Source organism: Pseudarthrobacter sp. 01T43 (assembly GCF_056398665.1).
The window spans coordinates 74,112-87,470 of sequence record NZ_JBFTPV010000016.1; the positions used below are offsets into that span (position 1 = coordinate 74,112).

Consider the following 13,359-nt stretch of genomic DNA (forward strand, 5'->3'; position numbering starts at 1 on the left):
TTCCCAGCTATCTTCTAGCCTTTTGATCCCCTAGAGTGGCTCAGTAGCCGATTATCCACGGACTGTGCATAACCCTGTGGATGAAGCTGAACCAGACTCCTGGTTCGGGACTTGGGGCTGCAACGTAATGCAGGCACGCAAGTTTTGAGGATCCGATTGATGACAGTAGACGAAGCCAACCACGCCAATACTGTCGGAAGTTCCTGGCGACGCGTGGTGAGCCTCCTCGAAYAGGACGACCGCGTTTCGCCGCGGCAGCGGGGATTCGTCATCCTGGCCCAGGCACAGGGCCTGATCGGATCCACCCTTCTGGTGGCCGTCCCCAATGAGCTGACCCGCGAAGTCCTGCAGACGCAGGTGAAGGAAGCCCTGGACGACGCCCTCCACAACGTTTTTTCCGAGGACATCCGCTGCGCTATCGATGTGGACACGGATCTTGTGCCGATCCACAAAGAGCCCGAGCCCGTCGTCGAACCTTCCTATTCGGCAGATCAGCTGATCGAGCAGAAGCCGCAGCCCATGCTGCCGAGCACCTCCCACGAATTCGGCAGGCTGAATCCCAAATACGTCTTTGATACCTTCGTGATCGGCTCCTCCAACCGCTTTGCCCATGCGGCCGCCGTTGCTGTCGCCGAAGCTCCCGCCAAGGCATATAACCCGCTGTTTATCTACGGCGACTCGGGCCTGGGAAAAACCCACCTCCTGCATGCGATCGGCCACTATGCCAGGCGGCTGTACAGCGGAATCCGTGTCCGGTACGTGAATTCCGAGGAATTTACTAACGACTTCATCAACTCCATCCGCGACGACGAGGGCGCTAGCTTCAAGACCACGTACCGGAACGTGGATGTGCTGCTGATCGATGACATCCAGTTCCTCGCCGGCAAGGACCGGACCCTGGAGGAGTTCTTCCACACCTTCAATTCACTGCACAACAACAACAAGCAGGTGGTCATCACCTCGGACCTGCCGCCCAAGCAGCTCGCAGGTTTCGAGGACCGGATGAAGTCCCGCTTCGAGTGGGGCCTGCTGACCGACATCCAGCCGCCGGAACTGGAAACCCGCATCGCCATCCTGCGGAAGAAGGCCCTCAGCGAAGGCCTCTCCGCTCCGGACGATGCCCTGGAGTACATCGCGTCCAAGATCTCCAGCAATATCCGGGAACTCGAAGGCGCCCTGATCCGTGTCACGGCGTTCGCCAGCCTGAACCGCCAGCCCGTGGACGTTGCCCTCGCAGAGATGGTCCTGAAAGACCTCATCACCGACGACGGCGCGCAGGAAATCACGTCGAGCCAAATCCTCATTCAGACGGCTGACTACTTCAAGCTCACCATGGAGGAGCTCTGCAGCAAGTCCCGGACCCGGACGTTGGTCACCGCCCGCCAGATCGCCATGTACCTCTGCCGTGAACTGACCGACATGTCGCTGCCGAAGATCGGCCAGGAACTTGGCGGCCGCGACCACACCACGGTGATCCACGCTGACCGCAAGATCCGTGAGCTGATGGCCGAGCGCCGTGTGATCTACAACCAGGTCACCGAACTCACCAACAGGATCAAACAGCAGCAGCGCGACTCCTGACCCACCGCCTCTATACCTTATTAACAGGTGCATGTGGATAACCCTGTGGATACTTAAGGGGACAACCCCGCTTAATGGGCTTAAAACCCTTAGGGTGCCTGTGGATCAGCAAAAACCACAAAATAGTTATCCCCATCCACAGCCTGTTTAAAACTGGCTCACCCACAATCGATGAACAGGCGTTAACCGCTGGATCCCGTGGCCGGATCGAGTTATCCACAGTTTCCACAGGGGTTATTAACACTACTAATCCCAAGAAATTGATTTCCCTCAAATAACAATCTCGATCCGCGCTCCGAACCGACCGGGCCCTGCGGCCCCAGATGCCCAAGCGTCAGGGCCGGGGATGGGTTAATCCACGCTCTTCCGGCTAAGCTGGCAGCAGCGCTCCCATCCTTGGGTTTCTTTGTGGTTCAGCAGTCCGGGAACCATGCAGGTTCCGTGGTTGGAGCGCGACTACTTTTGGGCTCCCTGGGGAGTTTTCGGTTCAGACATGGCAGCAGCAATGAAAGGCGGCACCCTTCCGTGAAGTTCAGAGTCGAACGGGACGTCCTGGCAGAAGCCGTCACCTGGACAGCCCGGTCGTTGTCTCCGCGGCCGCCGGTCCCGGTGCTTTCAGGTTTGCTCCTGAAGGCTGAAGCGGGCACCGTGAGCCTGTCGAGTTTTGACTACGAGACCTCCGCACGGCTGGAAATTCCGGCTGACATCAGCACCGAAGGCACCATCCTGGTGTCCGGCCGCCTGCTTGCGGACATCTGCCGCAGCCTCCCCTCCGCTCCGGTGGATGTGGAAACCGATGGCAGCAAAGTCACCCTCACCTGCCGCCGCAGCAGTTTTCACCTGGCCACCATGCCCGAGGCTGAATACCCGCCCCTTCCGGCCCTGCCCGCGATCAGTGGTACCGTCCCGGGTGACTCGTTCTCCCAGGCCGTGTCCCAGGTCATCATTGCGGCCAGCAAGGACGACACACTGCCCATCCTCACCGGTGTCCGGATGGAGATCGAAGACGATCTCATCACCCTCCTTGCGACGGACCGTTACCGCCTGGCCATGCGTGAAGTCCCCTGGAAGCCAGCTACTCCCGGAATTTCGACCAGCGCCCTGGTCAAGGCAAAGACCCTCAACGAGGTGGCCAAGACCCTCGGCAACAGCGGCGACATCAACCTCGCCCTGGCTGATGACGACAGCCGCCTGATCGGTTTCGAAAGCGGCGGACGCACTACCACCTCACTGCTGGTGGACGGTGATTACCCCAAGATCCGCTCCCTGTTCCCGGACTCCACTCCCATCCACGCGACGGTGCAGACCCAGGAACTCGTCGAAGCCGTCAGGCGCGTCTCCCTCGTGGCTGAACGAAACACCCCGGTACGGCTTGCTTTTACCGAGGGGCTCCTCCACCTCGACGCCGGTACCGGCGAGGATGCACAGGCTTCCGAAGAACTTGAAGCCCAACTTTCCGGTGATGACATCACTGTCGCCTTCAACCCGCACTACCTGGTGGAGGGCCTAGCCGTCATCGAGACCAAGTACGTCAGGTTCTCCTTCACCACGGCACCGAAGCCCGCCATGATCACAGCCCAGGTGGACGCCGATGGTGAGGACCAGGATGACTACCGTTACCTGGTCATGCCCGTCCGACTTCCCAACTAAGTAGCAGCAAGTGTCGTTTTGAGCGCTCAAAACGACACACGTGCACATCGGACTGATCGGCCTTGGCAAGATGGGTTTCAACATGCGCGAACGGATGCGCAATGGCGGCCTTGAGGTCACAGGCTTTGACCGCAACCCCGACGTTAGTGACGTCGCCTCCGTGGACGAGCTCATCGCGGCTGTTCCGGCGCCGCGGCTTATCTGGGTGATGGTCCCGTCCGGGGAGATTACGGACGCCGTCATTGCGGAGCTTGGAAACAAGCTCGAGGCCGGCGACCTGGTGATTGATGGCGGCAACTCCCGTTTCACCGAGGACCAGAAACATGGTGCAGCACTCGGCGAAAAGGGTATCCGGTTCGCAGATTGCGGTGTTTCAGGCGGCGTCTGGGGCCTGAAGAACGGCTACGGACTGATGGCTGGCGGCGATGCGGCCGATATCGAGCACGCGCTGCCGGTTTTTGATGCGCTCCGTCCCGAAGGGGAACGGGCCGACAGCTTTGTCCACGTGGGCGGCATCGGAGCCGGCCACTACGCGAAGATGGTCCACAACGGCATTGAGTACGGCCTCATGCAGGCGTACGCCGAAGGATACGAACTGCTGGCCGCCAAGGACATCGTGGATGACCTGCCCGGAACGTTCAGGGCCTGGCAAAAGGGCACCGTGGTCCGGTCCTGGCTGCTGGACCTCATGGTCAAGGCCCTGGAAGAGGATCCGGGACTGGCCTCCATCGATGATTACGTCGAAGATTCGGGCGAAGGCCGCTGGACGGTTGAAGAGGCCATCGCCAACGCCGTTCCGGCACCTGCCATCACAGCCGCACTATTCGCCCGCTTTTCCTCCCGCGAGGATAACTCGCCTGCCATGAAGATGGTTTCCGCCCTGCGCCATCAGTTCGGCGGGCATGCCACCCGTCCCGCCAAGTAGCCTCCACCCGGGACCCTGTGGGGTTCCAAGAATTCTGAAGACCGCGTGTACCTAGAACACCTTTCCCTGACCGACTTCCGCAGCTACGCCCAGGTTGACCTTGCCCTCGGCCCCGGCGTCACCGTGCTGGTGGGATCCAACGGAATCGGTAAAACCAACCTCATGGAGGCCATCGGCTACCTGGCCACGCTGAGTTCGCACCGCGTCAGTTCCGACGGTCCGCTGCTGAGGTTCGGCACGGACCGCTCATTGGTCCGCGCCCGCGTGGTCCGCGGCACCCAGACCACGGTGCTGGAACTTGAAATCAATGCCAGCCGGGCCAACCGGGGCCGGATCAACAGGAGCAACCCTGTCCGGGCCAGGGATCTGCTGGGAATCTGCCAGACAGTGCTTTTCGCCCCGGAAGACCTGGCATTGGTCAAGGGAGATCCATCAAACCGCCGCCGGTTCCTGGATGAACTGCTGGTCAGCCTCATTCCGCGGCACTCAGCCACCCGCACGGACTATGACAGGGTGCTGAAACAGCGCAACGCGCTCCTCAAATCCGCCCGGGCCGGAAAATTTACCGCCGCCCATGAAGCCACTCTCGATGTGTGGGACCAGCACATGGCCCGGGCCGGCGCCGAGCTGCTGCACGCCCGGCTGGAACTGGTTGAACGGCTCCGCCCGCACCTGGCCAAGGCATATGCCCAGCTCACAGACGGTTCCAAGGAAGCCGGTGCGGTATATCGGTCCACCCTCCAGAACCTGATGGACGACGACGGCGGCGCAGGGTTTGGTGCCAACGGTGGTTCTGCGGCAGCCGGCGCAGCGGTTTCCGGCCCTGCCGGCACGGAGGATCTCAGCTATCTCACCGTCGCGGAACTCACAGAACGCTACGTCCAGGCTTTCGCAGGCTCACGCCGCAAGGAATTGGAGCGTGGAATCTCCCTTGTTGGACCGCACCGGGATGAACTTGAACTGATCCTCGGCGAAGCTCCCGCCAAGGGGTACGCGTCACACGGTGAAACCTGGTCGATGTGCCTGTCCCTGCGGCTTGCCTCCTACTACGTCATGCTGGATGACACCCGGACGGGCGGGTCGGCGCCAATCCTCATCCTCGACGACGTTTTTGCCGAGCTCGATGTGCAGCGGCGGCGTAAACTGGCCGCAATAGTCTCGGGCGCGGAGCAGGTCCTGGTGACCGCCGCCGTCGACGCTGATATCCCGGCCGAGCTGTCCGGCCGGCGGGTGAAGGTTATCCCGGGAGGTATCGATGAATAAGGATGACAAAGGCGGGCTGCAGCCCGGCCGGGATCCTGACAACATCGATGCCCCGCAGGCGGCACTGAACAGAATGCGTGAGGCCGCCGCAGCGCGTGGCGAGATCCGCCGCAAGGCACCTCTTCCCGGCGGGACCGCCAAAACCAAACGCGGCATCAGGGACACCCGCGGTTTCAGCCAGTTCCATGTGACCGGGCGGGATCCCCTGGGACTTGGCAAAGTGGTGGGACGGTTGGTGGCCGAACGCGGGTGGACCTCACCGGTAGCCGTGGGTTCCGTCATGGCGGAATGGGCAACCCTGGTGGGCCCGGAAATCTCCGCACACTGCACGCCGGAGAGTTTCACTGACACCACCCTGCACGTACGCTGCGATTCGACCGCCTGGGCCACGCAGCTGAGGCTGCTGAGCATCAGCCTGCTGGAGAAATTCCGCACCGAACTCGGAGACGGCGTGGTCACCAGCATCCAGGTGCTCGGACCGTCGGCACCCAGCTGGCGCAAGGGCGGCCGCACCGTAAACGGCCGCGGACCCCGCGATACCTACGGCTAGCCGCCGTCGTCCGCTCTTGAATATTGGTTCGACGGCGTGTAGGGCGCTCTAACGGCCAAGGGGCGTATAGGCACCCGGAGACGGGACCGCGAGAGCGCCCTAGGCGCGGTCAACGGCCTCACACGGGCACATCGGGGGTCGGCATGGCCTCCGGAATGCGGGGTTACAGCCCATTTCACGGTAGAATCACAACAGATAACTGGGCGCCGGCGAAACGTTGACTGTGTCCGTTTTCCGCGCGCGCACAGCAGGCGGACTTCGGTTCTGCAGGTCGACCCACTCGCCAGTGCCATCGCTTGTGCCTGTTGGCGGCCGTTTTTCCTCGGGAAAGTGGCCTCCGGCCATCATCGAAAAAGAGGAGTCGACAGCACCTGTGGCTAACGACAATACAGATACCCAGGCAGTGGACCGCGCAGCGGAGGACATCCCTACGCCCGATACACCGGCGGAAGCCGCAAAACCCCGGGAATACGGCGCAAGCGACATTACCGTACTCGAAGGCCTGGAGGCCGTCCGGAAACGCCCGGGCATGTACATCGGATCCACCGGACCGCGCGGCCTGCACCACCTGGTCTATGAAGTAGTGGACAACTCCGTCGACGAGGCACTGGCCGGGTACTGCACGCACATCGAGATTGTCCTGCAGACCGACGGCGGGGTGAAGGTTGTCGACGATGGCCGCGGAATCCCCGTGGATATGCACCCCACCGAACACAAGCCCACCGTTGAAGTGGTCATGACCATCCTGCACGCCGGGGGCAAGTTCGGCGGCGGTGGATACGCTGTCTCCGGTGGCCTCCATGGCGTAGGTATTTCTGTGGTCAACGCGCTCTCCAGCCGGGTGGACACCGAGGTCCGGCGCCAGGGCAACGTCTGGCGGATGTCTTTCGCCGACGGCGGCAAACCGCAGGGCGGCCTGGTCAAGGGTGAAGAAACCTCCGAGACCGGCACGTCGCAGACGTTCTACCCTGACGCGACCATTTTCGATTCCACCGAGTTCGATTTCGAGACGCTCAGGGCGCGCTTCCAGCAGATGGCGTTCCTGAACAAGGGCCTGCGCATTACCCTCACGGATGAACGGCCCGCCGCCGTGAAATCCGACTCTGACGACGACCTCGACCTGGACGGCGTGGTCACCGAAGGCGAAGTCACAGCCGATTTCCGCACCGTGGTGTACCAGTACAACGACGGTCTTCTCGACTACGTAAAGCACCTGAACTCAGGCAAGAAGGTTGATGTTGTCCATGAGGACGTCATTGCCTTTGAAACTGAGGACAAGGAACGCAAGATTGCCCTGGAAATGGCCATGCAGTGGACCAACGCCTACTCCGAGAGCGTCCACACCTACGCCAACACCATTAACACGCATGAGGGCGGCACCCACGAAGAGGGTTTCCGCGCCGCGATGACTTCGCTGATCAACCGCTATGCGCGGGAGAAGGGCATCATCAAGGAGAAGGATGACAACCTCACCGGTGATGATATCCGTGAAGGCCTGACGGCAGTCATCTCGGTCAAGCTCGCCGAGCCCCAGTTCGAGGGCCAGACCAAAACCAAGCTGGGTAACTCCGAGGTCAAGGGCTTTGTCCAGCGCGTTGTCACAGACGGTCTGGGTGACTGGCTGGAACGCAACCCCGGCCCGGCGCGCGATGTGATCCGCAAAGCCATTTCCGCAGCCCAGGCCCGGATGGCCGCCCGAAAGGCCCGCGACAACGCCCGCCGAAAGAGTCCGCTCGAGTCCTTCGGCATGCCGGGCAAACTGTCCGACTGCTCGTCGAAGGACCCCGCCCGCTGCGAGGTGTACATCGTGGAGGGCGACTCCGCCGGTGGTTCCGCCAAGCGTGGCCGCAACCCGGAAACCCAGGCCATCCTGCCGCTGCGCGGCAAGATCCTGAACGTGGAACGCGCCAGGCTGGACAAGGCCCTGGGCAACGCCGAAGTGCAGTCCATGATCACGGCGTTCGGTACCGGCATCGGCGAGGATTTTGACCTCAGCAAGCTGCGTTACCACAAGATTGTGCTGATGGCTGATGCCGACGTCGACGGCCAGCACATCACCACGCTGCTAATGACGCTCCTGTTCCGCTACATGCGCCCGCTCATCGAGAACGGCTACGTGTACCTGGCGCAGCCGCCGCTGTACCGGATCAAGTGGTCCAATGCTCCGCACGATTACGTCTTCAGCGACAAACAGCGGGACGCCAAGCTGGTTTCCGGCCAGGCCGCCGGCCGGCGTATCCCCAAGGACAACGGCATCCAGCGCTACAAAGGCCTGGGCGAGATGGACTACACCGAGCTGTGGGATACCACCATGGACCCGGACCACCGGACCCTCCTGCAGGTGACCATGGACGATGCCCTGGCCGCGGATCAGGTGTTCTCCACCCTGATGGGCGAGGATGTGGAGTCCCGCCGAAACTTCATCCAGCAGAACGCCAAGGACGTCAGGTTCCTGGATATCTAGCCGGTTTTCACCGACAGATATTCCATTACCGACATATACCTGAAACGGAAAATATAAACGATGAGTGACGAGACACCCGAGAACCCGGCGGATTCCGCCGATCTTCCGGACACCGTGCTTGAAGGCGATGTGCTGGTCGACCGCGTGGAGCAGGTGGACCTGCAGACCGAAATGCAGCGGTCCTACCTCGACTACGCGATGGCCGTTATTGTGGGCCGTGCCCTGCCCGACGTGCGTGACGGCCTGAAGCCCGTGCACCGCCGCGTGCTGTACGCGATGTTCGACGGCGGCTACCGCCCCGACCGTTCCTTCAACAAGTGCGCGCGCGTGGTGGGCGAAGTCATGGGCCAGTACCACCCCCATGGCGACACCGCGATCTACGATGCTTTGGTCCGCCTGATCCAGGACTGGACCATGCGCTACCCGCTGGCCCTGGGCCAGGGGAACTTCGGTTCTCCGGGCAACGACGGTGCCGCAGCGCCCCGTTACACCGAAACCAAGATGGCCCAGCTCGCCATGGAGATGGTCCGGGACATCGACGAGGAGACCGTCGATTTCCAGGACAACTACGACGGCAAGAACCAGGAACCGACCATCCTGCCGGCACGTTTCCCCAACCTGCTGGTCAATGGCTCCTCGGGTATCGCCGTCGGCATGGCCACCAACATCCCGCCGCACAACCTCCGCGAGGTAGCCGACGGCGTCCAGTGGTACCTCAGGAACCCGACGGCCACCCGCGAGGAGCTGCTCGAAGAGCTGCTCCTGCGCGTCAAGGGGCCCGATTTCCCCACGGGAGCAACCATCCTTGGCCACAAGGGCATTGAGGACGCTTACCGGACCGGCCGCGGGTCGGTCACGATGCGCGCTGTGGTCAACGTGGAGGAACTCCAGGGCCGCACCTGCCTGGTGGTCACCGAACTGCCTTACCAGGCCAACCCGGACAACCTGGCCATCAAGATCGCCGAGCTGGTCAAGGATGGCAAGGTTGCCGGCATCGCTGACCTCCGCGACGAAACGTCGGGCCGCACCGGCCAGCGCCTGGTCATTGTGCTCAAGCGCGATGCCGTGGCCAAGGTGGTGTTGAACAACCTTTACAAGCACACCGAACTGCAGAGCAACTTCTCAGCAAACATGCTGGCGATCGTCGACGGGGTTCCGCGCACGCTGAGCCTGGATGCGTTCATCCGCCACTGGGTCACGCACCAGATGGACGTCATTGCGCGCCGGACCCGGTACCGCCTGCGCAAGGCCGAAGAAGAGGCGCACATCCTCCGCGCGCTCCTGAAGGCCCTGGACATGCTCGATGAAGTGATTGCGCTGATCCGTGCGTCCAACACCACGGAAGCCGCACGCGACGGTCTCATGCAGCTGCTCGATATCGATGAGCTGCAGGCCCGCGCCATCCTGGACATGCAGCTGCGCCGCCTCGCCGCCCTGGAACGCCAGAAGATCCAGGACCGGCACGCCGAACTTGAGGCCCTGATCGCCGAGTACAACTCGATCCTCGCCTCCGAAGAGCGCCAGCGCGAGATCATCAGCACGGAGCTGGGCGAGATTGTGGCCAAGCATGGCGATGACCGCCGCACGAAGATCCTGATGGGCTTCGACGGCGACATGTCCATCGAGGACCTCATCCCCGAAGAGGAAATGGTTGTCACCATCACCCGCGGCGGCTACGTCAAGCGCACCCGCAGCGACAACTACCGTTCACAGCAGCGTGGCGGCAAGGGCATCAAGGGCGCCCAATTGCGCGGCGACGACGTGGTGGAGCACTTCTTTGTCACCACCACCCACCACTGGCTCCTCTTCTTCACCAACCTGGGCCGTGTCTACCGCGCCAAAGCCTACGAACTGGTGGAAGCCGGCCGTGACGCCAAGGGGCAGCACGTTGCCAACCTGCTGGCCTTCCAGCCGGACGAACACATCGCCCAGGTCCTGGACCTCAAGGACTACCAGCAGTCCCCGTACCTGGTGCTCGCCACCAAGCGCGGCCTGGTCAAAAAAACGCGGCTGGAGGATTACGACACCAACCGTTCGGCAGGCGTCATTGCGATCAACCTGCGCGACGAGGACGAACTGGTTTCGGCACAGCTGGTTTCGGAAACGGATGACCTCATGCTCGTCTCACGCATGGGCCAGTCCATCCGCTTCACCGCCACCGATGATGCGCTGCGCCCCATGGGCCGTGCGACGTCCGGCGTGACCGGTATGAAGTTCCGTGAGGACGATGAACTGCTCGCCGCCGACGTGGTCACGGACGGTTCGTTTGTGTTCATCGTCACCGAGGGCGGCTACGCCAAACGGACAGCGGTGGAGGAGTACCGCCTGCAGGGCCGTGGCGGCCTGGGCATCAAGGTGGGCAAATACCAGGAGGAACGCGGGCACCTTGTCGGTGCCTTGATTGTCCAGGAAGAGGACGAGGTCCTGGTGGTCATGGAAGGCGGCAAGGTGGTCCGTTCATCCGTGGCCGGCGTGCCTGCCAAGGGCCGTGACACGATGGGTGTCATCTTCGCAAAGCCGGACAAAAACGATCGCATCATCGAGGTGGCGCGGAACAGCGAACGGGGTCTCGAGGGCGAAGAATCCCTGGAGGATGACGTAACGTTGGCTGAAGACGGCGGGTCCCCCGAGGGAGCCGCAGAGTCAGAATCATCACCGGCTGTTGAGTCAGAGGACGCCTCCGGCGACGCTGAGCCGAACGAAGACTACACCGGAGGTAACGAGTGAGTAATCCCGACTCATATCCCAACCCGAGCAGCGCCGTCCCGGGCGGAACGCCCCCGCCCGCGGCCGCGCCCCGGGTGAACGCACCCGTTCGTCCGCAACAGCGGCCGGCAGCCCCTGCAGGTGCCCCGGGGCAACGCCCCGCCGTTCCCGGCCAGCGCCCCGCCATGGGCCAGCCCGGCCAGCGGCCTGCCCAGGCCCAGCCGGGTCAGCGCCCTCCCGCCGCGGGTCAGCGGCCCGGGTCCGCACAGGGCCAGCCCGGTCTGGTCAAGCCGGCGCCCAAGGCCAAGGTCAGGCGTGCCCGCCTGCTTGTCAGCAAGGTGGATCCCTGGTCCGTCCTGAAGATGGCCTTCCTGCTGTCTGTGGCGCTGGGAATCGTCACTGTGGTGGCTGCGATCGTCCTTTGGACCGTCCTGGACCTCACCGGAATCTTCGACCAAGTGGACAGCCTGCTGGGCACCCTGGCCGGCTCCGAGGGTGGTGGCTTCGAACTCAAGAAGGTGGCGTCGCTGGGACAGGTGGCCTCATTCGCCACCATCATCGCCGTCGTGAATGTTGTCCTGCTGACGGCGTTGTCCATGCTGTCTGCTGTGCTGTACAACATCTCTGCCACCCTGGTGGGCGGCATCGGCGTGACCCTCACGGACGACTGAAATCCCATAATTTCGCCGGGATTTCTCCGGCGAAATGCCTCGATTTGAGATCGGGCCGGGATGTGCTGTAAAGTCATGTCTCGGCCCGATGAGGCATCGGGGCGTATAGCTCAGGCGGTTAGAGCGCTTCGCTGATAACGAAGAGGTCCCAGGTTCAAGTCCTGGTACGCCCACGGAACCTGTGCAGGTTTCATGGAAGGTTTGGTTTGCTTAGCGGCAGGCAGGGCCGGAACGGGGTGCATGTGAAGAAGTTGCTGGTACTCGCAGCTGCGATCGCAGGCGTCCTGCTCTACAGGAAAGCACAGGAATCCGAAGCCCGGAAGGCAATCTGGAACCAGTCGACGGATCAGGTCGAATAGGCCGGATCCCGGAACCGAAGCTGGCTGAAGGCTTCACGGTTCTAGGGTATGATTGACGGGTTGCTTCTTATGGGGGCATGGCGCAATTGGTAGCGCACCTGCTTTGCAAGCAGGGGGTTCGGGGTTCGAGTCCCCGTGCCTCCACCATAAGAAAGTCCCGGACAGCGGAAACGCTGTCCGGGACTTTTTCGTTGAAGCCGACCAGTAGGGTGAAACAGTGAACCTCCTTCTAGCAGCCCTTGGCGTGCTGGGCGTGGCCTCATCGGGGCCCCTGATCGCCGCCACCCTCGGCGCAACTACTGTCAGTGCCCTCGCCATCGCGTTCTGGCGCAACGCCATCGGGGCCGCCGTGATGGCCACACCCACCCTGGTCCGGGAGCCCCGGCAGTTTGGCCGGATCACCGGTCCCGAATTCCGCTGGTCCCTGCTGGCCGCCGTCGCGCTTGCACTCCACTTTGCCTGCTTTATCACTTCCCTGCAGCTCACCTCCGTGGCCGCCGCCACTGCCCTGGTCTGCCTGCAGTCGGCGTGGATTGCCGTCTTCCAGCTTTTTCGCGGGACCAGGCATCGCTGGCAGGTGCTGTCCGGGTTGGGCATTGCCTTGGGCGGGGTTGTCACCATCACAGGGTTCGACATGGGTTCGTCGCCGGACGCGTTCCTGGGCGACGTCCTGGCCGTGGTTGGCGGGGCCCTGGCCGGGCTCTACACCCTTGCCGGCGGTAAGGCCCGCCAGACGATGACTACGGGCACCTACACCACGCTCTGCTACGGCATGTGCGCGGCTGTGGTGGCTGTGCTGGCCTTGTTCAGCGGCCAGCCTTTGGCAGGGTTCGACGCCGTTGGCTGGCTGGGGATCCTCGCCATCACCGTCTGTGCCCAATTGGTGGGGCACACGGCCTTCAACCACTTGCTTGCCACCATGAGCCCGCTGCTGGTGTCGATGATCATCCTGCTGGAAATCCCCGGCGCCGCGCTCCTGGCAGCGGTCTTCCTCCACGAAACACTTCCCGCAGGCACTTACGCGGGCCTGGGGCTCATCCTCGCGGGTCTCGCTGTGGTGGTGCTGGGGCAGCGGTCCGGCCTCGGGCGTCGCCGGGGTTCGGACTCGGGGGAAGGCACCCAGGCGGGCGAACCGCCGTCGGACCGGCTCGCCGAACTAGGCACTGACTGAAGCTCCCGCACCGCAGGGG

The 13,359-nt window shown here is 62.8% G+C and carries 10 protein-coding genes and 2 tRNA genes; all 12 read left to right on the plus strand.

The window, feature by feature from the left end; translation table 11 throughout:
* The first annotated feature begins 159 nt into the window (after positions 1 to 159).
* The 12 genes from dnaA to AC1DIM_RS14435 all read left to right on the plus strand — a co-directional run bounded on the left by dnaA (position 160) and on the right by AC1DIM_RS14435 (position 13,340).
* On the plus strand, positions 160 to 1,581 hold the full coding sequence (gene dnaA, locus AC1DIM_RS14380) for a chromosomal replication initiator protein DnaA (protein ID WP_477711175.1): 1,422 nt from the start codon (positions 160 to 162) through the stop codon (positions 1,579 to 1,581).
* 525 nt (positions 1,582 to 2,106) lie between these two features.
* Positions 2,107 to 3,231 carry a DNA polymerase III subunit beta gene (gene dnaN / locus AC1DIM_RS14385; RefSeq protein WP_477711176.1) on the plus strand — a complete coding sequence of 375 codons (1,125 nt, stop codon included), beginning with the start codon at positions 2,107 to 2,109 and terminating at the stop codon, positions 3,229 to 3,231.
* A gap of 40 nt (positions 3,232 to 3,271) precedes the next feature.
* Positions 3,272 to 4,156 carry a phosphogluconate dehydrogenase (NAD(+)-dependent, decarboxylating) gene (gene gnd / locus AC1DIM_RS14390; RefSeq protein ID WP_477711177.1) on the plus strand — a complete coding sequence of 295 codons (885 nt, stop codon included), beginning with the start codon at positions 3,272 to 3,274 and terminating at the stop codon, positions 4,154 to 4,156.
* A gap of 45 nt (positions 4,157 to 4,201) precedes the next feature.
* A complete protein-coding gene (gene recF / locus AC1DIM_RS14395) occupies positions 4,202 to 5,419 on the plus strand; it encodes a DNA replication/repair protein RecF (protein ID WP_477711178.1) in 1,218 nt (405 codons plus the stop codon).
* Positions 5,412 to 5,969: a DciA family protein gene (locus AC1DIM_RS14400; protein ID WP_477711179.1), complete on the plus strand. Its 558-nt coding sequence runs from the start codon at positions 5,412 to 5,414 to the stop codon at positions 5,967 to 5,969. Before recF ends, AC1DIM_RS14400 begins: the two co-directional genes overlap by 8 nt.
* Before the next feature lie 373 nt (positions 5,970 to 6,342).
* On the plus strand, positions 6,343 to 8,433 hold the full coding sequence (gyrB, locus tag AC1DIM_RS14405) for a DNA topoisomerase (ATP-hydrolyzing) subunit B (protein ID WP_477711180.1): 2,091 nt from the start codon (positions 6,343 to 6,345) through the stop codon (positions 8,431 to 8,433).
* A 60-nt stretch (positions 8,434 to 8,493) separates the two neighbouring features.
* Positions 8,494 to 11,160, plus strand: a complete 2,667-nt coding sequence (gyrA, locus tag AC1DIM_RS14410; protein WP_477711181.1) for a DNA gyrase subunit A — start codon at positions 8,494 to 8,496, stop codon at positions 11,158 to 11,160.
* Positions 11,157 to 11,810, plus strand: coding sequence for a DUF3566 domain-containing protein (locus AC1DIM_RS14415; RefSeq protein ID WP_477711182.1), 654 nt, complete (start codon positions 11,157 to 11,159; stop codon positions 11,808 to 11,810). The genes gyrA and AC1DIM_RS14415 overlap by 4 nt, the downstream gene beginning before the upstream one ends.
* Positions 11,811 to 11,909: 99 nt before the next feature.
* Positions 11,910 to 11,983 (plus strand) — tRNA-Ile (locus tag AC1DIM_RS14420).
* Between the two features lie 69 nt (positions 11,984 to 12,052).
* Complete coding sequence (locus tag AC1DIM_RS14425) at positions 12,053 to 12,169, plus strand: DLW-39 family protein (RefSeq protein WP_477711183.1); 117 nt, start codon at positions 12,053 to 12,055, stop codon at positions 12,167 to 12,169.
* A 71-nt stretch (positions 12,170 to 12,240) separates the two neighbouring features.
* Positions 12,241 to 12,316 (plus strand) — tRNA-Ala (locus AC1DIM_RS14430).
* A 70-nt stretch (positions 12,317 to 12,386) separates the two neighbouring features.
* Positions 12,387 to 13,340 (plus strand): DMT family transporter, encoded by a 954-nt coding sequence (locus AC1DIM_RS14435; protein WP_477711184.1) that lies wholly within the window; start codon positions 12,387 to 12,389, stop codon positions 13,338 to 13,340.
* Positions 13,341 to 13,359: the final 19 nt, after the last annotated feature.

Excerpts from the sequence above, each read along its gene's own strand:
- AC1DIM_RS14400 (WP_477711179.1), top strand. The coding sequence starts at position 5,412 with ATGAATAAGGATGACAAAGGCGGGCTGCAGCCCGGCCGGGATCCTGAC.
- gyrA (WP_477711181.1), top strand. The coding sequence starts at position 8,494 with ATGAGTGACGAGACACCCGAGAACCCGGCGGATTCCGCCGATCTTCCG.